The following is a 23,657-nucleotide window of genomic DNA, read 5'->3' as shown; positions in this document are numbered from 1 at the left end:
CTTAGACCAGCAGATCGACGCGGTCGGCCATGACAGGCGAAGGTTCGCACGACTTCGCGCGCGTTCGGCGTATCGTTAAAACGGATGAGTTTTCATCCGTTTTTCGTTTGCGGCCGGCGCAAAAATCCGCGCATTTCGTGCTCTACACCCGACCATCGACCTTGCCGCACGCGCGGCTGGGCGTCGTCGCGGCCAAGCGCTTCGCGCCGCGCGCCGTCACCCGCAACACGATCAAGCGCGTCACGCGCGAACTGTTCCGCACCAGCCAGTTGCTGGCGGTCGACTGCATCGTGCGCCTGTCGCGCCCGGTGAACGCCAAGGACGGGCCGGCCACCACGCGCGCCCTCAAGAAAGAGCTGCGCGCCGAGCTCACCCGCCTGTTCGCCTCGCAGCGTCCGCGCAAGGCCCCGCCTTCACCATGAAGACGCTGCTGGTCTGGTTCCTTCGCGGCTACCAGCTGCTGCTGTCCCCGCTGCTCGGGCAGAAATGCCGTTTCTACCCGACCTGCTCCAATTATGCGATCGAAGCGCTGCGCGTCCATGGCGCCGCACGCGGTTCGCTGCTGGCCGCGCGCCGCGTGTGCCGCTGCCATCCGTGGAATCCGGGCGGCGTCGACTTCGTCCCGCCTGCGGACCAGCACAAGCAACCCCCACCAGCCGCTCGCGGTTGTAACCACTCCTGACTAGACTCCAATGGAACTCAATAAACGTACCGTCCTGTGGATCGTGTTCGCCATTTCCCTGATTGTTCTCTGGAACAACTGGATGGTGGCCAACGGTAAGCAGTCGCTGTTCTCGCCGGCGCCGCCAGCCGCCCAGGTGGCGCAGCAGCAGCCCAAGCCGAACGACGTGCCGGCAGCCGCCCAGCCGGGCGCCGCCGCCGTGCCGGGCACGCCTGGTGCAGCTGCACCCGCCGCAGCCGCGCCGGCAAGCCAGCGCGTCACCGTCACCACCGACCTGGTGAAGGTCGACATCGACACCCTCGGCGGCGTCATCAAGCGCCTCGAACTGCTGAAGTTCCCGGACCACTTCGACAAGACCAAGAACCAGGTGCTGTTCACCGTCGGCGGCCCGAACACCTATCTGGGCCAGACCGGCCTGATCGGCTCGACCCCGGCCGGCGTGCTGCCGAACCACCAGACCCCGTTCACCGTCCGCGGCGGCGCACCCACCCGCGACGCCAACGGCAACGTGCAGCTGGTGCTGGACGCGGAGCAGGGCGGCGTGCGCCTGACCAAGACCTTCACCTTCCGTAAGAACGACTACACCATCGGCGTGCGCCATGACGTGACCAACGTTTCGCAGGCCCCGGTGCAGCCATCGCTCTACCTGCAGCTGCAGCACGACGGCAACAAGCCGGCCAACGACTCGTGGTTCATGTCGAGCTACACCGGCCCGACCCTGTACACCGCGGAAGACAAGTACCAGAAGCTGACCTTCGAAGACATCGAGAAGGGCAAGGCGGAGCACTCGGCCAAGGCCAACAACGGCTGGGTCGCGATCTCGCAGCACTTCTTCGTCTCGGCCTTCATCCCGGCCGACAAGGCGCAGCGCGACATCTACACCAGGAAGATCGCCACCAACCTGTATGCGATCGGCACTGTGCTGCCGCTGGGCACCGTGGCGCCTGGCGCGACCGTCTCGAGCGACGCCCGCCTGTACTCGGGCCCGCAGGACGAGAAGACCCTGGAAACCATCACCCCGGGCCTGGAGCTGGTGAAGGACTACGGCGTGCTGACCATCATCGCCAAGCCGATCTTCTGGGTGATGGACCACCTGCACTCGCTGCTGGGTAACTGGGGCTGGACCATCGTCGCCCTGACCATCCTGATCAAGCTGGCCTTCTTCCCGCTGTCGGCAGCCGGCTACCGCAGCATGGCCAAGATGCGCGTGGTGACCCCGAAGATGCAGGCGATCCGCGAGCGCTACAAGAACGACCCGCAGAAGATGCAGCAGGCCACCATGGAGCTGTACAAGACCGAGAAGATCAACCCGCTGGGCGGCTGCCTGCCGATCCTGGTGCAGATGCCGGTGTTCTTCGCGCTGTACTGGGTGCTGCAGTCCTCGGTCGAGATGCGCGGCGCGCCGTGGATCGGCTGGATCACCGACCTGACCCAGCCTGACCCGTTCTACATCCTGCCGATCATCTACGCGGTCTCGATGTACATCACCACCAAGCTGAACCCGCAACCGACCGATCCGGTGCAGGCGAAGATGATGCTGTTCATGCCGCTGGCGTTCTCGGTCATCTTCTTCTTCTTCCCGTCGGGCCTGGTGCTGTACTGGGTGGTCAACAACATCCTGTCGATCGCGCAGCAGTGGGTGATCACCAAGAAGTTCGAGACGGCGGCTCCGGCGAAGTAAGCTGTTGGCGTTTGTCTTCGGAAGCCCGCGCGATGCGCGGGCTTTTTCTTTTCGTGGATGTGCTGCGAACTTGGGTCCCGGCCTTCGCCGGGACGACGTGCAAAGGTCGCAGGCCTAAAGACCGTCGTTCCGGCGAAGGCCGGAACCCAATTTCGTCGCGCACCGCCACCGCCTCCTTGCACCACATCCCTTACAATCCCCCCATGAAACTCGACACCTCCCCCATTGCCGCCATCGCCACCGCCCCCGGCCGCGGCGGCATCGGCGTCGTGCGCGCTTCGGGCAAGGCGCTCGGCGCGCTGATCGATGCCCTGTTCCCCGGCACGAAGCTGGCCCCGCGCCACGCCACCTACATTCCCTTCAAGGCCGCCAACGGCGACGTGATCGACCAGGGCCTGGCCATGTACTTCCCCGGCCCGCATTCCTACACCGGCGAGGACGTGCTGGAGCTGCACGGCCACGGCGGCCCGGTCGTGCTGCAGATGCTGCTCTCTCGCGTGCTCGAAGCTGGCGGCCCGCTCGGTGTGCGCCTGGCCGAACCGGGCGAATTCACCCGCCGCGCCTTCCTGAACGACAAGCTCGACCTGGCCCAGGCCGAGGCGGTGGCCGACCTGATCGACGCGTCCACCGAGGCTGCCGCGAAGTCGGCCTCGCAGTCGCTGTCCGGCGCCTTTTCGCAGGTCGTGCATACGCTGGTCGACCAGACCATCAACCTGCGCATGCTGGTCGAAGCCACGCTCGACTTCCCGGAAGAAGAGATCGACTTCCTCGAGAAATCGAACGCGCGCGGCCAGCTGGCCGGCATCATCGACGCACTGGAAAACGTGTTCCGCCAGGCGGCGCAAGGCGCGCTGCTGCGCGAAGGCCTGAACGTGGTGCTGGTCGGCCAGCCGAACGTCGGCAAGTCCTCGCTCCTGAACGCGCTGGCCGGGGCGGACGTGGCGATCGTCACGCCGATCGCCGGCACCACGCGCGACAAGGTGACCGAGACCATCCAGATCGAAGGCATCCCACTCAACATCATCGACACCGCCGGCATCCGCACGGATGAAGGGATCGACGTGGTGGAGCGCATCGGCATCGAGCGCACCTGGGGCGAAGTCGGCAAGGCGGATGTGATCCTGCACCTGATGGACGCCAACCTGGGACCGAGCGCGGAAGATGAAAAGATCGTGGCGGCCTTCCCGCAAGGCGTGCCGGTGCTGCGCATCTGGAACAAGATCGACCTGTCGGGCCACAAGCCCTCGATGGACGTGTCGCCCGATGCCACCCACCTGTACCTGTCGGCGAACGAGAAGCTCGGCATCGACCTGCTGCGCGCCGAACTGCTGCGCATCGCGGGCTGGCAGCAGACTGGCGAATCGCTCTACCTGGCGCGCGAACGCCACCTGATCGCGCTGCGCGCCGCACGCGAACACCTGGAGCTGGCGCGCCGGCATGCGATGCAGGACGACCAGTCGCTCGACCTGTTCGCCGAGGAGCTGCGCCTGGCGCAGGACCAGCTCTCCAGCATTACCGGGCAGTTCACGCCGGACGACCTGCTGGGCGTGATCTTCAGCCGATTCTGTATCGGTAAATAAGGCCGGTACGCGTATCGTCACGCTCCAGCCTGTAGGGTGGGCAGCTATGCCGCCCACGCGCTTATAGTTAACAGCAAGATCACTTGCTCGACAACAGAACCTTTACCTATCACCGGTGGGCGGAGAATGTGCCCACCCTACCTGGAGGACAAGATGACGCACACCCGCAGTTGTAACCGGCGCCGGATGATGCAGGGAGGGCTGTTGCTGGCCGCCTGTGGCCTGCTCTCTTCCTGCGCCAGCCTGATCGGCCCGCGCAAGGTCGAGATCCCGCTGCACAAGCTGCAGGCCGGCCTCGAGCGCCGCTTTCCGGTGAATCACCGCCTGATGCAGATCTTCGACATCCGCCTGTCGCGGCCGATGCTGGCGCTCCAGCCGGAACTGGACCGGGTGGCATTGGCGCTCGACGCCTCGGTTGCGCCGCCCTTCGCGCGCGACACCTGGAGCGGCAGCGTGGCCTTCTCCGGCCGCCTGTACGTCGATCCGGGCCGCCCGGCCGTCATGATGGCGGAACCGCGGGTCGACCGCATCGCCATCGGCGCCAATCCCGAAACCGAGCGCCAGCTCGCGCGCGTGGCCAGTACGCTCATCGACACGGTGGTGCGCGACACCCCGGTCTACAGTTTCGACCCCGACGACCTGCGTTATGCCGGCGTCCAGTACATTCCGACCCGGATCGAAACCACACGTTCTGGTTTGCTGGTGACGCTGGAACCCGCGAAATAATATCTAGTAGTATTCCCACCACGCACGCGTTTGCGTGCGTGCAGAAGCTTGGCAATCCGCTATTATTTTCGCGCGTCCTGGCGGGATGCGGTGGAAGTCCTTGCAGGAATTGTTGTTCGCAGGACGAATAAGCAGTTCAGGATTGCAGAGCCAGTCCATTCGGCGCACACTGAAGCGGATTGAATTGCAGTGAACTGCCGTGGCGCGAACCCGCCGCGGTCCGCGCTTGAGGTTTCTCATGGGCACGATGTTCCGCTGAAGTAATCTTGGTTGGACTTCAGTCTGTCGTGTAGGGGGTGGATCTTGGAAACGACACAGGAAAGTTTTCCGGACAACGGACTAGCCACCGAGCCGGTGCTTGCCGCCGTAGGAACGGTGTCTCCTGTCATGCCATCGCGTGCGAGCCTGCCCGCGAAAGGATCGTGCTGGTACTGCGAGAAGCCGCTCGACAGCGTGCGCCGTTTCTGCGGCAAGACCTGCGCCGATTCGTTCGACGAAGAAGCGGAATTTACGCGCTAGGCCGGCGCCCGGCAATTCACTGGGCGTCGAGCACACCCAGCGCCCGTTCGTAATCGAACGCGGCCACCGCCTTCTCCAGTTCCGCCATGCGCGCCGCACCCAGCCGGGTGCGCAGTGCGCTGCGGTTCTCCGCGATGACATTCTGGGCGCCGCTGTCGCCGACGTCGAGCAGGGCGCGCAGGCGCCGTAGGTCGCGCTCGGCCAGCATCGCCTGCGCACCGGCGGTGTCGCCTGCGGATTGCGCCGCCATCAGGCTGTCCACCTGCGCCATCACGCGCGCCAGTTCCGCTTCCATCCGGTCGACCAGGTGAGCATTGGCGTGGGCGCCGCCGCGCAGCTGCTGCTCCACCTCCACCGCCGCTGCGCGCAGGCCGCGCGCTTCGATCATCGCCGCCGCACCCTTGAGGGTGTGGACGACGCGGTGCGCCAGCGTGAGGTCGCCACCGGCAAGGGCTGTGCGCAGGCGCGCCACGTAGCCGGTGTAGTCGGAACGGAAGCGCGCCAGGATGCGCAGGTACATAGCAGCGTCGCCCATCATCCGCTCGACGCCGGCGGCGATGTCGAGCGCCGGGGCGTCGGCGGCGGCCACGAGGTCCGCGCTCACCGCGTCGTGAACGACCAGTCGCGGGTGACGGGGGCGCCGTTCACCGTGCCGGCGAAGCTGACGTCGTAGGTGGTGGCGGCCTTGAGCGGCGCCAGCGGGACGATCGCGATGGCGGTGCGCTGGCTGGCGGTCGCCGACGAGTTCACCACCTGCACCTGCAGGTTGGCGCCACCACGCGGACGCACGGTGAAGGTCTGCATCGTCATTGGAGCGTCGATGTTGGCGTGCACGCTGATCGGGTAGCCGACCTCGTTAATGCCTTGCACCGGATCCGGATCTTCGCTGTCGCTCATGAAATTCGGCGTCACGCCGGTCTGGCCGCTGAAGGGCCAGATCACGACGCTGCCCGCGGCGATGCCGGGGCCGAAGCCGTTGCGGGTCGCGAAGTCGGCGGTGAAGTAGTGATAGCCGCCCGAGGAAAACGCCGCGCCGGTGCCGATCTCGCGGAACTTCGGCTCGAACATCACGAAGCGGTGATAGATCGCGGTGATCAGTTCCTCCGCCATGTAGAAGCCGTTGCCGTTGGTGGTGCCCGAGATCACCTCGCCATAGGCATAACCGTTGGCCGGAATGGTGTAGCCGGCCGCGTTCAGGCGGTCCTTCAGGGTCGTGCCGGTGAAGCCCGGCCTGCCGGCCTGCTGGTCGTGGCTCATGATGTTATTGGTGCGCAGGTACTCGGAGTGGCCCAGCGCCGCATTGTTGATCATCGCGTTCTCGGTCACCGTCGGCACGCCGAGCTGGGTGCGGCGGTAGTTGATCCAGTTGCGGCCATCGATGGCGACGTTGCCCACCGAGACAGGCGCGTTCGCGCCTGGCACCGCGCTCGGGGTAGCCGGGGTGCTAGCGGGCGGGGTGTTGCCCGATGGGACGGCGGTCATGCCGCTCGAACTGTCGCCGCCACCGCCACCGCAGGCGGCCAGGGTCGATGCGGCCACCAATGCGGCGATGAGGGAACGCCAGTGCGGCATATAGCTCATTTAGCAACTCCTGTCAACACTTTAAATGAAGCGACATTCTAGAGCAAAACACCGGTCCATGCCCGCGACGGTGTTGTGCGACGCCAGCTTATTTAGGTGCCTGTAGAATATGGCATCACCCTTATTGTCGAGTCGTCAATTGTCGCCATCCAAGCCCACCAGCCGCGAACGCCTTGCGCGTGCCAAGTTCGCCCTGCCCAGTCTCGTGACGCTGCTGTCGATTGCCTGCGGCTTCGGCAGCATCGTGATCTCGGTGGACAATGCGCACGTCGGCGCCCCCGCCGACTACCGCCTGGCGGCGATCCTGCTGGTGCTGGCCGGCGTCTTCGACGCCCTCGACGGCTTCGTGGCGCGCGTGACCAAGACCCAGTCCAGCTTCGGCGTGCAGCTCGACTCGATCGCCGACGTGATGAACTTCGGCTGCGCTCCCGGCCTGCTGTTGTATTGCTATGGCTTCGCGCAGATGAGCGCCGCGCATCCGACCCTGGTGCGCATGGGCGGCCTGGCCTGCTTCGTGTTCGTGGCCTGCGGCGCCTTGCGCCTGGCGCGCTTCAACGTGATGGTCGGCCGCACCGACCCGCGCTACTTCGTCGGCATGCCGATCACCGCGGGCGCGGCCTGCGTGGCCTCGGTGGTGGTGGCCTGGCCCGATCCGGCCACCACCATGGCCCAGTGCTTCGCCATCGTCGCGCTGATGCTGGCGGTGGGCACGCTGATGGTATCGACGGTGCGCTTCCCCAGTTCGAAGCACCCGCGCGGCAAGGTGATGCTGGCGTTGCTGGCCGTGTGCGCGGTGCTGCTGGCGATCCTGCAGACGCGCTTCTTCGTGCTGTTCTTCCTGGTCTACGTGTGCGCGACCCTGCTGCTCAACATCGCCTGGCGCACCGGCTGGCGCGGCATCGCGCCGCCGCAGGTGTACGAGGACTGAATTGACAGGGTCCTATCTGGGCCGGGGCTGGCGCTCACTGTGGGAGTTCCGGCCGGACCCCGAGGCGCCGCTCGGCGCACGCCTGCTGGTCGCGTCCGGGATGGCAGTGGCCCTCGCCCTGGGGCTGATGAGCTTTGTCGAGGTGTTCGGCACGGTCGAGTGGCCGAACTGGTGGTGGGCCTCCATGCTGCCCAACATCGGCATCTGCCTGTGCATCGTGCATACCCTGTTCGGCGTGCTGCGCCTGGGGGCGCGCTGGCTGCCGGCGCCGCTCGTCAGGCGCATGTCCGGTGTACGCGACATCCGCGCCGGCATGGCGCTCAGCGCCCTGGCCCTGGGCGGCATCATCCTCGGCCTGGCCGTCGGCTTTACCATCGTGCCGATCCTGGTCGGCTTCGACATGCGGCGCATGTTCATTTCGCTGCCCGCGCCCCTGACCAAATTCGCGGTCTTCCTGCTGTTCGTCATGGCGCTCAACTGGGCGTGGTGGCGTTCGCGCCTGCGCCGGCAGCAGCTGCAGGCGGAAGCGCTCGATGCGCGCCTGCGCCTGCTGCAGGGGCAGATCGAGCCGCACCTGCTGTTCAACACCCTGGCCAACATCCAGAGCCTGATGGATTACGACCCGCCGCGGGCCAAGCGCATGCTCGAGACCTTCTCCGGCTACCTGCGCGCCGGGCTGTCGCAGTTGCGCCAGACCGACAGCACGCTGCAGGCCGAGCTCGAGATGGTGCACAGCTACCTGTCCCTGCTCAAGATCCGCATGGAGGAGCGGCTGTCCTTCCACATCGATGCCGATGACGAAGCACGCTCGGCGCGCATGCCGACGCTGATGCTGCAGCCGCTGGTGGAGAACGCCATCCACCACGGCCTCGAACCGAAGCTCGAAGGCGGCCGCGTGAGCGTCAGCGCCAGGGTGGATGCCGGCCGCCTCATCGTACGCATCGCCGACGACGGCGTCGGCCTGGACGCGCCGCGGCGACGCCTGCGTCCCGGGGCGGGGATGGCGCTGGCCAACCTGCGCTCGCGCCTGCACACGCAGTTCGGCGCCGACGCCAGCCTGACCCTGCAAGCAACGGGCGACGGCGCCGAGGTCGTGCTCGAGCTTCCCTTTGTCGCCGGCGCCGTGTCGCAGCGGATCGCGGCATGACGCGCGCCCTGATCGCGGACGACGAACCGCACCTCGCGCTCTACCTGCGCGACCAGCTGCTGGCGCTGTGGCCTGGCCTGGAAATCGTCCATCTCGCCCGCAACGGCGTCGAGGCTGCGGCCCGGATCGCCGAGCTGGAGCCGGACCTGGCCTTTCTCGATATCCAGATGCCGGGCCTGTCCGGCCTCGAGGTGGCGCAGGGCATCGAGGGCAGCACCCGCGTCGTCTTCGTCACCGCCTTCGACGAATTTGCCCTGCAGGCATTCGAGCATGCGGCGCTCGACTACATCCTCAAGCCGGTGGACACGGCACGGCTGGCCCGTACCGTGGCGCGCCTGCGCGCCGCTCCCGCCACCCTGCCGGCAGGGCCGGCGCTGGCGCAGGCATTGCAGCAGCTGACCGCCGCGCCCGCCCGCCCCAGGCTGCGCTACATCCTTGCCGGCCAGGGCGAGCGCACGCGCCACCTGGACGTGGCCGACATCCGCTTCTTCCAGGCCGACGACAAGTACACGGTCGTCGCCAGCGTCCACGGCGAATACCTGATCCGGACCACGATCACCGACCTGGCCGCACAGCTCGATCCGGAACAGTTCTGGCAGGTGCACCGCTCCACCGTGATCAACCTGGCCTGGCTCGATGGCACGCGCCGCGACGACGCCAGCCGCCTGTTCCTGCGCATGCGCGGCCACGATGCCGAGCTGCCGGTCAGCCGCGCCTTCGTGCACCTGTTCAGGGCCATGTAGCCCGTCCGTCCGGCTCGCCATTCGTCGCCCACGCTGTCGATCCGTCGCAAAGCGGGTGCGCCGGCCCTGGGTTCGCGGCGATGCTGGCGTTTTCCACCATGGAGACGCCATGTTCAAGCCTGCACTGACCCTGTCCGCCCTTTGCCTGAGCGCCGCCGCCATTGCGGCTCCTCCTGCCCCCGTCATCGACACCATCGGTGGGCGCCAGGTCGAATCGCTGACGATCCGCCATCCGACGTCGAAGGACGTGGTGGTGTTCGAGGGCGGCTCGCGCAACACGATCGAGAAATGGGGGCGGGTGCCCGAGCAGCTCGCACACGAGGCTACGGTGTTCGCCTATAACCGCCCGGGATACGGCAACAGCGGCGAGGCCACGACGCCGCGCGACGGCCGCACCATCGTCGAGGAGCTGCGCGCCGTCCTGCGCCACAAGGGCCTCAAGCCGCCCTACGTGTTGGTCGGGCATTCGCTGGGCGGCCTGTACATGCAGCTGTTCGCCCGCGCCTACCCAAGCGAGGTGAAAGGCCTGGTGCTGGTGGACGCGCTGTATCCGGGCATGGTCAAGAAGACGGACGATTTTCCCTTCATGACGCGCCTGGCCGGCAGGCTGGCCTTTTCCGGCACGGTCTGGCGCGAGATCGAAAAGATCGACGATACCGGCGAGATGGTGCTGGCGCTGGGCGGCATCGACGACAAGCCGATCGTGCGCCTGGTGAACCAGCCGGTCTCCAGCACCGCGATCGCGGTCGATTTCGGCGCGTTCCGGATGGATGAACAGACGCGCAGGCAGGTGCGCGCGCTCTATCCGAAGGCAAGGAAGGTAGTGGTCGACTCCAGCCACCAGATGGCGCTCACCTCGCCGGAGGTCGTGACGGCGGCGGTACGGCAGGTGCTGGCGGCGACGGAGAGCCTGACCACCGCGGCGCGCTGAGCAAGCCGGGCTGGCTTACACGAACTTGTCGAGCATCGCCGCCAGGTGGGCGGCGCGTGCCTGGGCTTCGGGCAGGTCGGCGGCATTGCCGGTCTGGGTCTGGACCGCGCCCGCAAGCAGCTGCACGAAGGAGCGGTCGAGCGCCTTGCGCGCCGCCGCCATCTGTTGGGCCACGGCGTCGACATCCGACGGTTCGGCCGCCAGCGCCACCAGCTTCTGCACCCCGCGCAGCTGGCCTTCGATGCGCGCCAGCCGGTTCAGCAGGTCCTTCTTCTGCTGGGCAGTGAGGGCGCTGCCCTCGACGATCTTGAGCGGGGTGTCGGCCATGACCGATCGCCTTATGCCACTTCGTGCCCGCGCGCCGCGCGCAGGATGCGGAACCAGTCGCCGCGTTCGAGCTGGAACTGCGTTCCCGCCACCGCTTCGCGGATCGCCTCGAAGCGTCCGGTGCCGGTGAGCGGGATCGGGCGGCTCGGCAGCTGCATGATCCAGGCGAACAGCACGCTGGCGAACGGCTTTTCCATGCGCCCGGCGATTTCCTGGATGACGGTGCGCACGTCCAGCGCGCGCGCGTCGTTCGAGGTGAACAGGCGCCCGCCGCCCAGCGGCGACCAGACCATCGGCGCGATGCGCAGGTCCTGCATGCCGTCGAAGGTCTCGTCGAACATCGGCGTGGTGACCATCGGCGAGAATTCGACCTGGTTAGTGGCGAGCGGCACGCGGCGGTTCAGGCATTCGAACTGGTGGCGCGTGAAGTTCGACACGCCCACATGGCGCACCTTGCCGTCCTGCTGCAGGCGGGCGAAGGCTTGCGCGATCTCGTCGAAGTCCATCAGCGGGTCGGGGCGGTGGATCAGCAGCAGGTCGAGGTGATCGGTGCCCAGCTGGCGCAGCGATTCCTCGGCCGATGCAATGATGTGGCCAGCGCTGGTGTCGTAGTGCTGGATGCCGTGCTGCGGGCGCTTCGGCGAGACCAGCTTGATGCCGCACTTGCTCACCAGTTCGATGCGGTCGCGCAGCAGAGGCTGGGCGCGCAGGGCTTCGCCGAACACGCCCTCGACGCCGTAGTTGCCGTAGATGTCGGCGTGGTCGAAAGAGGTGACCCCGAGTTCGATGCACTGCTCGATGAAGGCCACGCGCTGCGCGACCGACATGCCCCAATCGTTCATGCGCCACATGCCGGCCACGATGCGCGAGAGTTCGAGGCCGCCGTCGCGGGTGGCGATGCGGGGGCAGTGCAGGTCGGAAGGGAGCGGGAGGGTCATCGGGCGCTTTCTTGTGACGGAATGGCACGATTATAGCGGTGCAAGCGAGGGCTATCTGGGTGCACGCAAAATTGGGTTCCGGCCTTCGCCGGAACGACGGTCTTTGGGCTAACCACTAAGGGTTGAGCCGTCGTTCCGGCGAAGGCCGGAACCTAAGTTCGGAACAAGCCACCAACGCATCCTTGCGCCGGAAAACAAAAAGCCCGCCCGGCTTTCGCACGGACGGGCTTTTGACAAAACGATCAGCCGATCACTGCATCCACAGGCGCATCGAATCCCATGCGCGGCCGAAGATGCTCGCTTCCGGCACCTCGGCCAGCGTCACCAGCGGCAGCGCGATCAGCGGCTTGCCGTCGACCATCATCTTCACGGTGCCGACCTGCGCGTTGCGCGCCAGCGGGGCGACCAGCGGGTCCTTGCGTTCGAGGACCGGCTTGAGCTTGCCGGCCACGCCCTTCGGCACGGTCACCAGCACGTCGCGGTTGAAGCCGAGCTTCACTTCCGACTCCGAGCCCTTCCACACCGGCACGGTCGCCACCGCCTGGCCCTTCGAGTACAGGCGCACGGTGTCGAAGTTCTGGAAGCCCCAATTCAGCAGCTTCTGGCTTTCCTGGGTGCGCACCGCGTCCGAGGCGGTGCCCAGCACCACCGAGATCAGGCGGCGCTGGCCGGCGTTGCCGTTCGGGCGGCGCGCCGAGGCGATCATGCTATAGCCCGAGGAGTCGGTGTGGCCGGTCTTCATGCCGTCCACGGTCGGGTCCAGCCACAGCAGGCGGTTGCGGTTCTGCTGGGTGATCTTGTTGTAGGTGTACTGCTTGATCGAGTCGATCTTGTAGAACTCCGGGAAGTCCTTGATCACATTCGCCGCCAGCACCGACAGGTCGCGCGCGGTCGAGTAGTTGTTCGCATCCGGCAGGCCGTGCGGGTTGGCCCAGCGGGTGCCCTTCAGGCCCATGCGCTCCGCTTCCCGGTTCATCAGGGTCACGAAGGTGCCTTCGTCGCCCGCCACCGCTTCTGCCAGCGCCACCGCCGCATCGTTACCCGACTGGATCATCAGGCCGTGCAGCAGGTCGTTGACCGACACCGGCGTAGCCGGGTCGATGAACATCTTGGAGCTGCTGCCGTCGACCTTCCAGGCGCGGGTCGAGACGTTCACCATCGTGTCCAGCGTCAGGCGCTTGTCGTGGATCGCGCGGAAAGTCACGTAGGCCGTCATCACCTTGGTGAGCGAGGCCGGTTCGATGCGGGCGTTCGGGTCTTGGGCTGCGATGACCTGGCCACTCGTTGCATCGAGCAGCAGCCACGACTTGGCTGCGATGGACGGTGCCGGCACGGTCTGTGCGCTGGCCGAGGCCATCAGCAGGCTGGCGGCCACGGCCGCTAACAGTTTTTTCATGGGAGTGTTCGTCTGTAAAAAAAGCTAATGCAGAAGCGCGCAAGGCAATATCTCAAGATATTGCCTTAGGAGAAGAGCCTAATTATTGCACAGCGTTGGCGTCAAATGTCACGCCGCCACATTTCTACGACAAGATTTTTAATGTGGCCGAGCTTGCGGTGGAAGAAGTGGTCGGCGCCCGGGATCACCGTCACCGGGATGTCGAGCGGGCGCGCCCAGTCGAAGACTTCCTGCAGCGTGATCGTATCGTCAAGTTCGCCGTGGATCAGGATGGTGTCTGCCGGTACCGGCGGCATCGGCCACTTGCCGGCCGCGGTGCCGACCAGCACCAGGCGCTCGGCCGGGCGGCCTTCCGCAATGAGGCGCTGCTGGAACTGGGCCTGCACGAAGGTGCCGAAGGAGAAACCGGACAGCGCGACCGGCAGGCCCGGGTACTGTTCGGTCATGTGCCTGTACATGATGTCCATGTCGTCCACTTCGCCGCGGCCGTCGTCGTGCACGCCTTCGGACTCGCCCACGCCGCGGAAGTTGAAGCGCGCGGTGGCATAGCCCAGGTTGACGAAGGTGCGCGCCAGCGTCTGCGCCACCTTGTTTTCCATGGTGCCGCCGTACAGCGGGTGCGGGTGCGCCACCAGGGCGATGCCGCGCGGTGGGTCTTCCGGCAGGTCGAGGATGCACTGCATCTTGCCGGCGTGGCCGTCGAGGGTAAACTTGTGCGAATACTTGTTCATGCTTGGTGCGTTATCAGATTTTCAGGCGTTCCACGACCTTGCCGCCGATGAGGTGGGTGTCGATGATGTCGTCGATGTCGGCGTTGTCCACGTAGGTGTACCAGGTGCCTTCCGGGTAGACCACGAGCACCGGGCCTTCTTCGCAGCGGTCCAGGCAGCCGGACTGGTTGATGCGCACCTTGCCTTCGCCGTTCAGGCCGAGTTCCTTGATGCGCTTCTTGGCGTGCTTCTGGGCCTTCTCGGCGCCGCACTTGCCGCAGCTCTGGCGCGCATCCTTGCCTTCGCGCTCGTTCATGCAGAAGAAAACGTGGTGCTGGTAATAGGGTTTGGCGTCGTCGTTCATGTCGGTCTCGTCATAGGGAGGGCGGGCGCAAGGCGCAATGATACGGCATCAAGCCTGGTCCGGCGCGCCGGGACGCGGCTCCTGGCGGTTCAGCTGGTGCGAAGGCAGCAGCAGGAACCAGAGCGCAAAGAAAGGCCACATCAGGGACAGGAACTGGGCCGCCCCGTTAAAGTTCAGGAACTTCCCCTGCACCCAGCCCTGCAGGGTGGAGACGAAATACGGGTTCACCGGCACCGTGTTGACCACGATGAGGCTCAGCACCAGGGTCACCACGGCCAGGCGCCGCTGCGCCACCTGGGGCGCGAACACCAGCCCGGCCAGCATGAGCATGCCGATGATGAAGCCGCCCTCGGCGCCCGGCGTCACCCACACGAAAGCGTTATCGGGCCGGAACAGCAACGAACTGGCCAGGGTCTTGACCAGCAGCGCGATCGCGAGGAAGCCCACCATCAGCAGGAAACGCGGGGCGCTGCGGCGCACCAGGCACATCAGGGTCAGCACGGCGCCGGTCATGCCGCAGGCCGTGATGATGGTTTCGGACAGCCAGTACTGCTCCACCGTCATCACCGCGTCCGGGCGCAGCATGGCGACCAGGTCGATCTCGGTATCGAACAGGCGTGACAGCCAGCCGGAGATGATCGGCAGCACCTGGCCGTGCCCGAACAGGTAGCTCTGCGGGTAGATCTGCGCCAGCGGCCACAGGGCGACCAGCACCAGGCCCTGGCTGGCATAGGGCGCGAACCAGCGCCGGCGCAGCTGGAACAGGCGGCTGCGGTCGAGCAGGCCGGGCGCCCACCAGGCGCCCAGGATGGCGCCCACCAGGCAGCCGCCGGCATTCGTCATCAGGTCGAGGTTGGAGGGCACGCGGCTGGGCAGGAAGTTCTGCACCGTTTCCATCGCGATCGTCACCAGCACGCCGCCAATTGCGGCCACCAATACCGCCCAGATGCCGCGGATGCGCGGGTAGATCGACAGCACCAGCAGCACGCCCAGCGGCACGTAGCCGAACACGTTGACGCCGACGTCGAAGCCGGTCCAGTAGCGCTGCTTGACCAGGTTCAGGAAGGTGAACAGCGGCAGGCCGCTGTCGCGCCAGCCGGTGAACGGGTACCAGCTGGCGTAGACGATCAGGAGCAGGTAGGCCAGCAGCGCCGCCCGTGCGATCGGCGAGCCGCGTCCTTCACGCGGGCGTTCGCGCTGATCGACGACGGCGGTCGGCTTGGTCATCGCTTGCGGGTGTCGACCGTCGCCAGCCAGGCCAGGATGTCGGCTGCGATGGCGTCGGTGCTGGCGGCGAGGGCGCGCGCGCCGCCCGGCGCATCGGCGCTCGGGGCCGGGGTGGTGCGGGTGAAGGTGCGCTGGTCGAGCAGGCGGTGGTCGCTGAACAGCGAGGCGCGCAGGGTGACCTGGCCTTCGCTCTGGGCCACGCCGGTAAAGGCGTGGACGAAGTCGTCCACTTCAACCCGCAGCAGCGGCACGCCGGTGGAGGCGTCGGTGGCGGTCAGCACCTTCATGCCCGACTGCGCCAGGCGCGTCTTGACGCGCTGGGTCAGCATCTGCAGCGGGTTGCCGGCCCAGCGGCTGTGGGCATAGGTGCGGGCCTGCAGCGCGTCGGCGTAGTTCAGGCGGTAGAACATGCGCTCGTTCTCGAGGGCTTCCGGGCCGGTGGCGTCCATCACGACGATGGCCGCCATCGTGGCCGGGGCGCCGGCCTGCTGGGTCATGGTCGCCGGACCGAAATCGTAGGTCGTGCTTTCCTGGGCCTTCTTGCTGGCGCAGCCGGCCAGCACGAGGGCCAGGGCGAGGGCGGTAAAGGAGCGGTATGCGGTCACGGTGGTCCTCATTTGGTCGGGGGCACGAAGCCGGGTTCGCCCGGGCCCGGCTGGGCGCTCGGGGCGCCGAACAGGATGCTCTGCGGGCGGTCGGACAGCGAAGTCGCGGTGCGCTTCACGGCGCGCAGGGCGCCGCGCGCCTCGTCGGTCATCTCGACGACGTGCGGCAGGGTTTCGAGTTCGAGTTCGCTGGTGGCCGACTGCAGCGAGCCGACCGCGCCGTTCAGGCGCTCTAGCGGGCCGTCCGGCGCCTGCAGGCGGGTCGCCAGCTGGTTGTAGTTGTTGGCGGTGGCGGTGATGCTGCCGGCCGCGGCGTCGAAGGACGTCAGGCTGCGTTCCAGCTTGGCGGTCAGCGCCGGCATGCGGTCGATGGTCGGCTCCAGCTTTTGCGGGATGGCAGCATAGGCGTCGGCGGCCTTGCCGATGCTGTCGAACGCGCCGACGATGGTCTTCTGGTTCTCCGGCCCCAGCATCTGGTCCAGGCTCGCGGTGATCTTCTCGGCGCGCTCGAGGATGGCCAGGCCGCGCTTTTCCAGCTGGTCGAGCAGGCCCGGACGCAGCGGGATGCGCGCCGGACGGTCTTCGCTGGCGGCCAGGCGCGGCGAGCCGGTACGGTCGTCGTCGAGCTGGATGAAGGCGATCCCGGTCACGCCCTGGTAGCCGAGCGAGGCGAAGGTGGTGGTGGTGATCGGCGAATCCTGCTTGACCGACAGGCGGATCAGGATCTGTCCCGTCACGCGCGGGTCGAACACGATCTCGTCGACGCGGCCCACTTCCAGGCCGCGGTAGCGCACCGTGGCCTGCGGGTTCAGGCCCGGGATCGACTGCGTGGTGACGATCTCGTAGGGCAGCAGTTCGGTGCGGTCGCGGTTGAACCACAGACCGGCCAATACGGCGGCGATCACCAGGGCGATCGTAAAGACGCCTGTCATCAGGGCATACGACCTGTTTTCCATATTCAGTCCTCCAAATCGTTCTGGGCGTGGCGCTCTTCGAGCACTTCCAGCGCCCGCTGGCCGCGCGGGCCCAGGAAAAAGTGTTTGATGAACGGATGCTGGACCCGCAGCACGTCACAGGCCGGCCCGACCGCGAGCACGTGCTTTTCCGCCAGCACGGCGATGCGCGACGAGAGGGCGAACAGCGTGTCGAGGTCGTGGGTGACCATCACCACGGTCAGCTTCAGTTCACTGTGCAGGGTCTGGATCAGCGCCACGAAGGAGTCCGACAGGTCGGGGTCGAGGCCCGCCGTGGGTTCGTCCAGGAACAATAACTGCGGTTCGAGCGCCAGGGCGCGCGCCAGGGCCACGCGCTTGATCATCCCGCCCGACAGGTCGGACGGCATCTTGTTGGCGTGCTCGGGGCCCAGGCCCACCATGTCCATCTTGAGCAGCACGGCGTCGCGGATCACGTCCTCGGGCAGCGCGCGCAGCTCGCGCATGGGGAAGGCAATGTTGTCGAACACAGTCAGGGCCGAGTACAGCGCGCCCTGCTGGAACAGCATGCCCCAGTGGTTGCGCATGCGCTGCAGCTGCTGGGCGTCGGCCTCGGTGATGTCCTGGCCGAACACCTTCACGCAGCCCTGGCTCGGCCGCTCCAGGCCCAGCATCTGGCGCAGCAGCACGGTCTTGCCGGTGCCGGAGCCGCCCACGATGGTGAGGATCTCGCCGGCGTAGATGTCGAGGTTCAGGTCCTGGTGCACCACCGTGCGGCCGAAACGCGTCCACAGGTTGCGGATCTCGACCACCGGTGGCCCCACATCCTCGTCGGGGCGCTTGTTCAGTTGCTGCGGCTGGCGTGGTTTGGTATCGGCCATCAGAACCCCACGTCGTTGAAGATGATGGCGAACACGGCGTCGGCCAGGATCACCACGGTGATCGCGGTAACGACGGCGGTGGTGGTGCCGCGGCCCAGGCTTTCCGTGTTCGGCTGGATGCGCAGGCCGAAGTGGCAGGACACCAGCGCGATCAGCATGCCGAAGGCGCAGCCCTTGAGCAGGCCGATGGTGTAGTTCACCACCGGCACCGCGTCCGGCAGCTTCTGGATGAAATAACGGAACGACAGGCCCAGCTCGATCTTGGCCGAGACCATGCCGCCGATCAGGGCCATGGCGTCGGTCCACACCACCAGCAGCGGCATCGAGATGGCCAGCGCGATCACCTTCGGCATGATCAGACGCTGGCCGTGCGAAATGCCCATCACCAGCATGGCGTCGAGTTCCTCGGTCACCCGCATCACGCCCAGCTGCGCCGTGATGGACGAACCGGAGCGGCCCGCCACCAGGATCGCCGCCAGCAGCGGGCCGAGCTCGCGGATCACCGCCATGCCCAGGATGTTAACAATATAGATGTCGCCGCCGAACATGCGCAGCTGCTGCGACGACAGGAAGGAGAGAACGATCCCGATCAGGAAGCCGACCATGGCCGTGATGCCGAGCGCCTGGAAACCGGAGTGGTAGATATTGGCCGAGATCTCGCGCCAGGGGCCGGCCATCGGACGCCGGATGAAGCGGCCGATGTCGATGATCAGCTGGCCGATCAGGCCCACGAAGGCCCGCAGGTGCTCGAAGAACGTGAGCACGCCACCGCCCAGCACGATCAGCCAGTTCAGCGGACTGACGCGCTGGCGCGGCAGCTTGATGGCGCTGGCCTTCTCGATGCGGCCGAACAGCTCTTCGTGGTTGGGGTCGAGTTTGAGCTGCGCGGGACGCTGCTTGCCCCAGGCGTTCCAGAACATCTGGGCGCCCACGTGGTCGAGGCGCTCGATGCCGGACAGGTCCCATGCCAGGGTGTGCTTGTGCTTCAGGCCGCGCAGCGTGCGGTTGATCGCCTTGAGCACGCCTTTGTGCGACAGGGTGTGCACCTGCCATACGCCGCTCGCCATGACAGACTGGCCCGCGCTGTCGGCGGACCCGGGATGCTGGATGGTTAATATTGGCGCATTTTCAATCTGCATTGCGCCAGTGTAAAAGAGAATCGTTATCGCTGCTACACGGTATCTAACATAGCTAGGCAGCCAGGTGGCGAACCTGGCGTTCCGGCGCCGCCGCCGCCGGCTTGGGCAGGTGGACGGTGTCCACCTTGCCCGCGTAGTCCGAGGCCAGCAGCGCCGCCGCATCCGCGCGCGCCATGCCGCGCAGCTGCAGCCATTCCTGCACCAGCTTGGCCAGTTTCTCGAGTGCGATGCGGTGGGTGGCATCCGTCCTGGTATAGATCCAGTCGGAAAAGGCCATGAAGTTGTCGAACGGTGTCTCGCCCAGCAGCACGCGGGTGGTGTTGGCGAAGCGGCCCGAATTGGCGACCAGGTCCCAGTAGCGGGCAAAGCGCACCAGGCGCTGCATGGTCGGGAAGTCGACCTGCTTCGTGGCCAGCACGGTGTAGGGCGGGTAGGGATCGTAGACCATGCCGAAGGGCTCGGTGTGGCGGATGATCGGCGTGCCGCGCAGGCGCTTGAGGATGCCGAACTGGATCTCCTGGGCCCCAAGTTTGACCAACTGGTCAAATCCGCGCGCGAAGCTGGCCACGTCCTCGCCCGGCAGGCCGGCGATCAGGTCCACGTGCAGGTGGGTAGTCGAGTGTTCGGTCAGCCAGCGGATGTTGTCGGCCGCCTTGGCATTGTCCTGGCGCCGGCTCACCAGGGCCTGCACCTCCGGGTTGAAGCTCTGGATGCCGATCTCGAACTGCAGCGCGCCCGGCGGGAATTTGGCGATGGTTTCCTTCAGCGCTTCGGGCAGGTGGTCGGGAACCAGCTCGAAGTGGGCGTAGACCGGGTCGTCCGGATTCGCTGCCAGCTTGTCGAGGAAGAACTGCATGATGCGCAGGCTGGTCTTGACGTTCAGGTTGAAGGTGCGGTCGACGAACTTGAACAGGCGCGCGCCGCGTGCGTACAGCGATTCCATCTCGGCCAGGAAGGCATCCAGCGGGAAGGGCCAGGCGGTCTTGTCCAGCGAAGACAGGCAGAACTCGCACTTGAACGGACAGCCGCGCGAGGCTTCCACATACAAGGTGCGGTGGGCGATGTCTTCGTCACTATATAAAGAATAGGGCAGGGCGATCTCCGCCATCGGCGGCTGCACCCCGGCGTGCACCTTCATCAGGGGCTTGGGCCCGTTCAGGATCTCGCCGCACAGCTTGGGAAAGGTGACGTCGCCCCAGCCGGTGACCACGTAGTCGGCCAGACGCACGATCTCCTGTTCGCCCGTCTCGTGCGAGACCTCCGGGCCGCCCAGCACGATCGTGACCTGGGGCGCGACGCGCTTGAGCATCGCCACCAGCCGGGTCGTCTCTTCCACGTTCCAGATATAGACCCCCAGGCCGACGATGCGCGGCCCGTGCGCCAGGATGCGTTCGACCAGGTCGCTCGTCTTGGCGCCGATGACGAATTCCTGGATCCGGGTCTGCGCCTCTAGCTGTCCCATGTTCGCCAGCAGATAGCGCAAGCCGAGCGAGGCGTGCGTGTAGCGGGCGTTGAGAGTGGAAAGCAGGATGGTCATGGCGGGCGCCTGGTACGGAAAAGCCGCCATTTTAAGCGCTGGCGTCGCAGAAAGCGCTGGCATCCTGCCAAGCGAGAGATGGAGGCGGAGGCAGGGTGTGGCTAAAGTGCGAATCGTACTTACAAACGCAACAATTTATTCGCTCTGCATATCGTGCGCGTATTGTTCAGCGTTACAGTGACGCGCTGTTCCAAATTTACAATCTTCGCGCCCAACCGCAGAAAGGCCGTTCATGCAAGGTCGCACCAGCGCATTCCAGCATCCCTACAAGCTTCTGTTCGCAACAACGATCGCACTGGCGCTGGCCGCATGCGGCCGCAGCGAGGAAGAAGTCCAGTCGGCGACCATGTCGTCGACCGCCGGCCACATCGTGTCCTCGGCACGCATCAAGGTCGACGTCGCCCGCACCAGTCACGGCATCCCGCACGTGCGCGCCACCGATTTCCGCAGCCTGGCCTACGGTCTGGCCTATGCCTACGCCCAGGACAACGTCTGCATGTTCGCCGACTCGGTGCTGACCGTGCGCGGCGAGCGCTCGCGCTACTTCGGCGCCGAGGCGCGCCCGCGCCAGCGCACCGGCGACGAGTACGGCGGCGGCAGCGGCTTCATGGACCTGAAGAACGGCGACAGCGACTTCTTCTTCAAGGGTTACCTCGACATCGGCCAGCTGCGCGCCGGTTATGCGTCCGGCGCGTCCGAGCCGCGCCAGCTGCTCGAAGGTTTTGTGGAGGGCTACAACCGCTACCTCAAGGACTACGCCGGCAAGCTGCCGGCGGCCTGCGCCGGCGCGAAGTGGGTCAAGCCGATCGACTTCGACGACATGGCGCTGGTGGTGGCCGAAAAGGCGCTGCACGCCTCCGGCCAGGTCTTCGCCGCCGATTTCGTCGCGGGCGGCCGCGTGCCGGGTGCACCGGTACAGCTGGCCAAGCTGGCGCCGCGCAAGCTCGACACCAGCACCCTGGTGGCCCAGCTCGACAAGCTGCGCGAGCAGGGCATCGGCAGCAATGCGCTGGCAGTCGGCAAGGACCATTCCAGCAATGGCCGCGGCCTGCTGCTGGGGAACCCGCACTTCCCGTGGACCACCTCGGACCGCTTCTACCAGGCGCACCTGACGGTCCCGGGCCGCTATGACGCCATGGGCGTGATCATCGGCGGCGTGCCGGCGGTCGTCATCGGCTTCAACAAGGACGTGGCCTGGAGCCATACGGTCACCACCGCCTACCACTTCAACACCTTCCGCCTGGCGCTGGACGCTACCGACCCGACCGGCACCACCTACCTGTACGACGGCCAGCGCCGCAAGATGACGTCCAAGACCGTCACCGTCGAGGCCCTGCAGGCGAACGGATCGCTGGCCCGGACCAGCAAGACCTTCTACTTCAGCCACCAGGGCGCGATCATCGTGCGTCCGGAGGCAGGCATGACCTGGTCTTCGCAGGCAGCCTTCGTGCTGGCCGACCCGAACCGCCACAACACCCGCATGATCGAGCAGTGGCTGGGCATCGGCAAATCGGGCAGCGTGCGCGAGCTGAAGGCATCGCTCGACAAGGTGGTGGGCCTGCCCTGGGTGAACACGGTCGCGGCTGACCGCGACGGCAATACCCTGTATGCGGATGCCAGCGTGGTGCCACATATGTATACCGACAAGTTCATCAACGGCTGCCTGCTGCTGCAGGAAGCGCTCATGTTCGACGGTTCGAGCAGCGGCTGCGGCGCAGGCCAGGACCGCGGCGCACCAAACGGCGTCTTCTCACCGGCCAACGCGCCGTGGATGATGCGCACCGACTACGTCGGCAACTCGAACGACAGCTACTGGCTGACCAATCCGAAGTCGCTGCTGAACGGCCCGGCTCCCTACGGCTACTCGCCGCTGTATGGCAGCGTCGGCATCGAGCAGAGCCTGCGCACCCGCGTCGGCTTCCGCCAGCTCGAAGAACTGCTGGCGCAAAAGCGCCGGATCGGCCTGACCGACATGCAGGCGCTGGCCTTCTCGAACCGCGTGCACGCGGCCGAGCTGGTGCTCCCGGAACTGCTGCCGGCCTGCGCAGGGTCCGCCGACGCACAGGTGCGCCAGGCATGCACGACCCTGCAGGCCTGGGACCGCCGCGCCGACGTCGACAGCCGCGGCGCAGTCCTGTTCCGCGAATTCTGGAGCATCGCCTCCCGGATCCCGAACAAGTGGACCACGCCCTTCGATCCGGCCGACCCGGTACATACCCCGAATGGCGTCGCCGCTGCGGCCAAGCCGGACATGCTGGCCGCGCTGAAGACCGCAGCCGCCAAGCTGCAGTCGCTCGGCATCCCGCTCGACGGCCGCCTCGGCGACTACCAGGTCGAGCCGCGCAACGGCGTGCGCATCCCCCTGCATGGCGGGATCGGCGACGAGGACGGCAGCTACAGTTCGCTGACCATGGCGACCGGCCTGACGCCAGGCGGCTACATGGGCGTGTACTGGGGCCAGAGCTACATCCAGACCGTCAGCTTCGAGCCGCAAGGTCCGGTCGCGCATGCGCTGCTGACCTATGGCCAGTCGGTCGATCCGAAGTCGCCGTGGTATGCGGACCAAACGAAGATGTACTCCCGCAAGGAGTGGGCGGTGCTGCCGTTCACCCAGGAGAAGATCAAGTCTGATCCGAACTACAAGGCTACGACCCTCCGCGAGTAATAGAAAGAAAAGACGGGCTGCCCGGGTGCCAGCAACCACGCTGGCCAGGGCGGCCCATTTTGTTGGCTTAAGTGAGGCTGAAATCTCACAAAATCTCACTTTCCCCACTTGTGCGCCTGCATTGGCGTTTGCTATAGTTCTGGTCTTCCGCCGCTGCTTCTGCTCTGCAAAAGAGCGACAGCGAAAGAAATGAGGGACTTGACGAGCATCGCGAAACACTGCATAATCTCGTTCCTCTGCTGCTGACGAACACAACGCTTCGCACGGTGCAGCAAGGTAGTACAGAACACTGGTTCTTTAACAATCAACAGTCGATAAGTGTGGGCGTTTGATGAAGGTGCCAGCTGACTTGTTCAGCTGCATACTTAAATTATCAAATGTTCACAAAAGTATTAAGCGTTGTCTCAGCAATGAGATG

24 protein-coding genes are annotated in these 23,657 nt (G+C 66.1%); 11 read left to right on the top strand and 13 right to left on the bottom strand.

What is annotated here, in order from left to right; translation table 11 throughout:
* The first annotated feature begins 29 nt into the window (after positions 1 to 29).
* The 6 genes from rnpA to LK542_RS03460 all read left to right on the top strand — a co-directional run bounded on the left by rnpA (position 30) and on the right by LK542_RS03460 (position 5,188).
* Entirely contained in the window at positions 30 to 422 is a 393-nt protein-coding gene (gene rnpA / locus LK542_RS03485; RefSeq protein ID WP_227810832.1) for a ribonuclease P protein component, read from the top strand.
* Positions 419 to 682, top strand: coding sequence for a membrane protein insertion efficiency factor YidD (gene yidD / locus LK542_RS03480; RefSeq protein ID WP_227810831.1), 264 nt, complete (start codon positions 419 to 421; stop codon positions 680 to 682). The genes rnpA and yidD overlap by 4 nt, the downstream gene beginning before the upstream one ends.
* A gap of 10 nt (positions 683 to 692) precedes the next feature.
* The gene (gene yidC / locus LK542_RS03475; protein ID WP_227810830.1) at positions 693 to 2,363 is read left to right on the top strand and encodes a membrane protein insertase YidC; all 1,671 of its coding nucleotides are present in this window, start codon (positions 693 to 695) and stop codon (positions 2,361 to 2,363) included.
* 203 nt (positions 2,364 to 2,566) lie between these two features.
* Complete coding sequence (gene mnmE / locus LK542_RS03470; protein ID WP_227810829.1) at positions 2,567 to 3,943, top strand: tRNA uridine-5-carboxymethylaminomethyl(34) synthesis GTPase MnmE; 1,377 nt, start codon at positions 2,567 to 2,569, stop codon at positions 3,941 to 3,943.
* 153 nt (positions 3,944 to 4,096) lie between these two features.
* Complete coding sequence (locus LK542_RS03465; protein ID WP_227801170.1) at positions 4,097 to 4,669, top strand: DUF1439 domain-containing protein; 573 nt, start codon at positions 4,097 to 4,099, stop codon at positions 4,667 to 4,669.
* A gap of 303 nt (positions 4,670 to 4,972) precedes the next feature.
* Positions 4,973 to 5,188, top strand: a complete 216-nt coding sequence (locus tag LK542_RS03460) for a hypothetical protein (protein WP_227810828.1) — start codon at positions 4,973 to 4,975, stop codon at positions 5,186 to 5,188.
* Between the two features lie 16 nt (positions 5,189 to 5,204).
* On the opposite strand, the gene LK542_RS03455 is transcribed toward LK542_RS03460, so the two are convergent.
* A complete protein-coding gene (locus LK542_RS03455; protein WP_227810827.1) occupies positions 5,205 to 5,792 on the bottom strand; it encodes an Hpt domain-containing protein in 588 nt (195 codons plus the stop codon).
* Complete coding sequence (locus tag LK542_RS03450; protein WP_227810826.1) at positions 5,789 to 6,769, bottom strand: CAP domain-containing protein; 981 nt, start codon at positions 6,767 to 6,769, stop codon at positions 5,789 to 5,791. The genes LK542_RS03455 and LK542_RS03450 overlap by 4 nt, the downstream gene beginning before the upstream one ends.
* 139 nt (positions 6,770 to 6,908) lie before the next feature.
* Here LK542_RS03450 and pssA point away from each other — a divergent pair, with 139 nt between their 5' ends.
* The 4 genes from pssA (at position 6,909) to LK542_RS03430 (ending at position 10,518) form a co-directional block, all read left to right on the top strand.
* Entirely contained in the window at positions 6,909 to 7,697 is a 789-nt protein-coding gene (gene pssA, locus LK542_RS03445) for a CDP-diacylglycerol--serine O-phosphatidyltransferase (protein ID WP_227801167.1), read from the top strand.
* Between the two features lies 1 nt (position 7,698).
* Entirely contained in the window at positions 7,699 to 8,844 is a 1,146-nt protein-coding gene (locus tag LK542_RS03440) for a sensor histidine kinase (RefSeq protein WP_227810825.1), read from the top strand.
* A complete protein-coding gene (locus LK542_RS03435) occupies positions 8,841 to 9,587 on the top strand; it encodes a LytTR family DNA-binding domain-containing protein (protein WP_227801165.1) in 747 nt (248 codons plus the stop codon). Before LK542_RS03440 ends, LK542_RS03435 begins: the two co-directional genes overlap by 4 nt.
* A gap of 109 nt (positions 9,588 to 9,696) precedes the next feature.
* Entirely contained in the window at positions 9,697 to 10,518 is an 822-nt protein-coding gene (locus LK542_RS03430; RefSeq protein WP_227810824.1) for an alpha/beta fold hydrolase, read from the top strand.
* A gap of 15 nt (positions 10,519 to 10,533) precedes the next feature.
* Here LK542_RS03430 and LK542_RS03425 read toward each other — a convergent pair whose 3' ends face one another.
* The 11 genes from LK542_RS03425 to LK542_RS03375 all read right to left on the bottom strand — a co-directional run bounded on the left by LK542_RS03425 (position 10,534) and on the right by LK542_RS03375 (position 20,574).
* Complete coding sequence (locus tag LK542_RS03425; RefSeq protein ID WP_227810823.1) at positions 10,534 to 10,845, bottom strand: metal-sensitive transcriptional regulator; 312 nt, start codon at positions 10,843 to 10,845, stop codon at positions 10,534 to 10,536.
* A gap of 11 nt (positions 10,846 to 10,856) precedes the next feature.
* Entirely contained in the window at positions 10,857 to 11,783 is a 927-nt protein-coding gene (locus LK542_RS03420; RefSeq protein ID WP_227810822.1) for an aldo/keto reductase family oxidoreductase, read from the bottom strand.
* Between the two features lie 250 nt (positions 11,784 to 12,033).
* Positions 12,034 to 13,179 (bottom strand): D-alanyl-D-alanine carboxypeptidase family protein, encoded by a 1,146-nt coding sequence (locus LK542_RS03415; protein ID WP_227801161.1) that lies wholly within the window; start codon positions 13,177 to 13,179, stop codon positions 12,034 to 12,036.
* A 101-nt stretch (positions 13,180 to 13,280) separates the two neighbouring features.
* On the bottom strand, positions 13,281 to 13,910 hold the full coding sequence (locus tag LK542_RS03410; protein WP_227810821.1) for an alpha/beta hydrolase: 630 nt from the start codon (positions 13,908 to 13,910) through the stop codon (positions 13,281 to 13,283).
* A 13-nt stretch (positions 13,911 to 13,923) separates the two neighbouring features.
* Positions 13,924 to 14,253 carry a ferredoxin gene (locus LK542_RS03405; RefSeq protein WP_227801159.1) on the bottom strand — a complete coding sequence of 110 codons (330 nt, stop codon included), beginning with the start codon at positions 14,251 to 14,253 and terminating at the stop codon, positions 13,924 to 13,926.
* Between the two features lie 48 nt (positions 14,254 to 14,301).
* Positions 14,302 to 15,480, bottom strand: coding sequence for a VanZ family protein (locus tag LK542_RS03400; RefSeq protein ID WP_227801158.1), 1,179 nt, complete (start codon positions 15,478 to 15,480; stop codon positions 14,302 to 14,304).
* Positions 15,477 to 16,085 carry an ABC-type transport auxiliary lipoprotein family protein gene (locus LK542_RS03395; protein ID WP_374040113.1) on the bottom strand — a complete coding sequence of 203 codons (609 nt, stop codon included), beginning with the start codon at positions 16,083 to 16,085 and terminating at the stop codon, positions 15,477 to 15,479. Before LK542_RS03395 ends, LK542_RS03400 begins: the two co-directional genes overlap by 4 nt.
* Positions 16,086 to 16,093: 8 nt before the next feature.
* Positions 16,094 to 17,041: an MlaD family protein gene (locus LK542_RS03390; RefSeq protein WP_227810819.1), complete on the bottom strand. Its 948-nt coding sequence runs from the start codon at positions 17,039 to 17,041 to the stop codon at positions 16,094 to 16,096.
* A 2-nt stretch (positions 17,042 to 17,043) separates the two neighbouring features.
* The gene (locus LK542_RS03385) at positions 17,044 to 17,898 is read right to left on the bottom strand and encodes an ABC transporter ATP-binding protein (RefSeq protein ID WP_227810818.1); all 855 of its coding nucleotides are present in this window, start codon (positions 17,896 to 17,898) and stop codon (positions 17,044 to 17,046) included.
* Positions 17,898 to 19,037 (bottom strand): ABC transporter permease, encoded by a 1,140-nt coding sequence (locus LK542_RS03380; protein WP_227801154.1) that lies wholly within the window; start codon positions 19,035 to 19,037, stop codon positions 17,898 to 17,900. The genes LK542_RS03385 and LK542_RS03380 overlap by 1 nt, the downstream gene beginning before the upstream one ends.
* Before the next feature lie 52 nt (positions 19,038 to 19,089).
* Positions 19,090 to 20,574 (bottom strand): B12-binding domain-containing radical SAM protein, encoded by a 1,485-nt coding sequence (locus LK542_RS03375; protein WP_227810817.1) that lies wholly within the window; start codon positions 20,572 to 20,574, stop codon positions 19,090 to 19,092.
* A gap of 232 nt (positions 20,575 to 20,806) precedes the next feature.
* Between LK542_RS03375 and LK542_RS03370 the strand changes: the two genes are divergently transcribed.
* Positions 20,807 to 23,239 carry a penicillin acylase family protein gene (locus LK542_RS03370; protein ID WP_227810816.1) on the top strand — a complete coding sequence of 811 codons (2,433 nt, stop codon included), beginning with the start codon at positions 20,807 to 20,809 and terminating at the stop codon, positions 23,237 to 23,239.
* The last annotated feature ends 418 nt before the right edge of the window (positions 23,240 to 23,657 follow it).

Origin of the sequence: Massilia sp. IC2-477, from assembly GCF_020707265.1 — a bacterium.
Lineage (GTDB): Bacteria > Pseudomonadota > Gammaproteobacteria > Burkholderiales > Burkholderiaceae_D > Telluria.
The sequence above is the reverse complement of the archived record's forward strand: the minus strand, read 5'-3'. Positions and strand labels throughout refer to the sequence as shown.

Bases quoted from the DNA above. Each gene is read 5' to 3' on its own strand.
- LK542_RS03430 (WP_227810824.1), top strand. From the start codon at position 9,697: ATGTTCAAGCCTGCACTGACCCTGTCCGCCCTTTGCCTGAGCGCCGCC.
- LK542_RS03370 (WP_227810816.1), top strand. From the start codon at position 20,807: ATGCAAGGTCGCACCAGCGCATTCCAGCATCCCTACAAGCTTCTGTTC.
- LK542_RS03375 (WP_227810817.1), bottom strand. From the start codon at position 20,574: ATGACCATCCTGCTTTCCACTCTCAACGCCCGCTACACGCACGCCTCG.
- LK542_RS03415 (WP_227801161.1), bottom strand. From the start codon at position 13,179: ATGAAAAAACTGTTAGCGGCCGTGGCCGCCAGCCTGCTGATGGCCTCG.
- yidD (WP_227810831.1), top strand. From the start codon at position 419: ATGAAGACGCTGCTGGTCTGGTTCCTTCGCGGCTACCAGCTGCTGCTG.
- LK542_RS03435 (WP_227801165.1), top strand. From the start codon at position 8,841: ATGACGCGCGCCCTGATCGCGGACGACGAACCGCACCTCGCGCTCTAC.
- LK542_RS03425 (WP_227810823.1), bottom strand. From the start codon at position 10,845: ATGGCCGACACCCCGCTCAAGATCGTCGAGGGCAGCGCCCTCACTGCC.
- LK542_RS03390 (WP_227810819.1), bottom strand. From the start codon at position 17,041: ATGGAAAACAGGTCGTATGCCCTGATGACAGGCGTCTTTACGATCGCC.
- LK542_RS03450 (WP_227810826.1), bottom strand. From the start codon at position 6,769: ATGAGCTATATGCCGCACTGGCGTTCCCTCATCGCCGCATTGGTGGCC.
- rnpA (WP_227810832.1), top strand. From the start codon at position 30: ATGACAGGCGAAGGTTCGCACGACTTCGCGCGCGTTCGGCGTATCGTT.
- LK542_RS03465 (WP_227801170.1), top strand. From the start codon at position 4,097: ATGACGCACACCCGCAGTTGTAACCGGCGCCGGATGATGCAGGGAGGG.
- LK542_RS03385 (WP_227810818.1), bottom strand. From the start codon at position 17,898: ATGGCCGATACCAAACCACGCCAGCCGCAGCAACTGAACAAGCGCCCC.
- LK542_RS03405 (WP_227801159.1), bottom strand. From the start codon at position 14,253: ATGAACGACGACGCCAAACCCTATTACCAGCACCACGTTTTCTTCTGC.
- yidC (WP_227810830.1), top strand. From the start codon at position 693: ATGGAACTCAATAAACGTACCGTCCTGTGGATCGTGTTCGCCATTTCC.
- mnmE (WP_227810829.1), top strand. From the start codon at position 2,567: ATGAAACTCGACACCTCCCCCATTGCCGCCATCGCCACCGCCCCCGGC.
- LK542_RS03420 (WP_227810822.1), bottom strand. From the start codon at position 11,783: ATGACCCTCCCGCTCCCTTCCGACCTGCACTGCCCCCGCATCGCCACC.
- LK542_RS03400 (WP_227801158.1), bottom strand. From the start codon at position 15,480: ATGACCAAGCCGACCGCCGTCGTCGATCAGCGCGAACGCCCGCGTGAA.
- LK542_RS03410 (WP_227810821.1), bottom strand. From the start codon at position 13,910: ATGAACAAGTATTCGCACAAGTTTACCCTCGACGGCCACGCCGGCAAG.
- LK542_RS03380 (WP_227801154.1), bottom strand. From the start codon at position 19,037: ATGCAGATTGAAAATGCGCCAATATTAACCATCCAGCATCCCGGGTCC.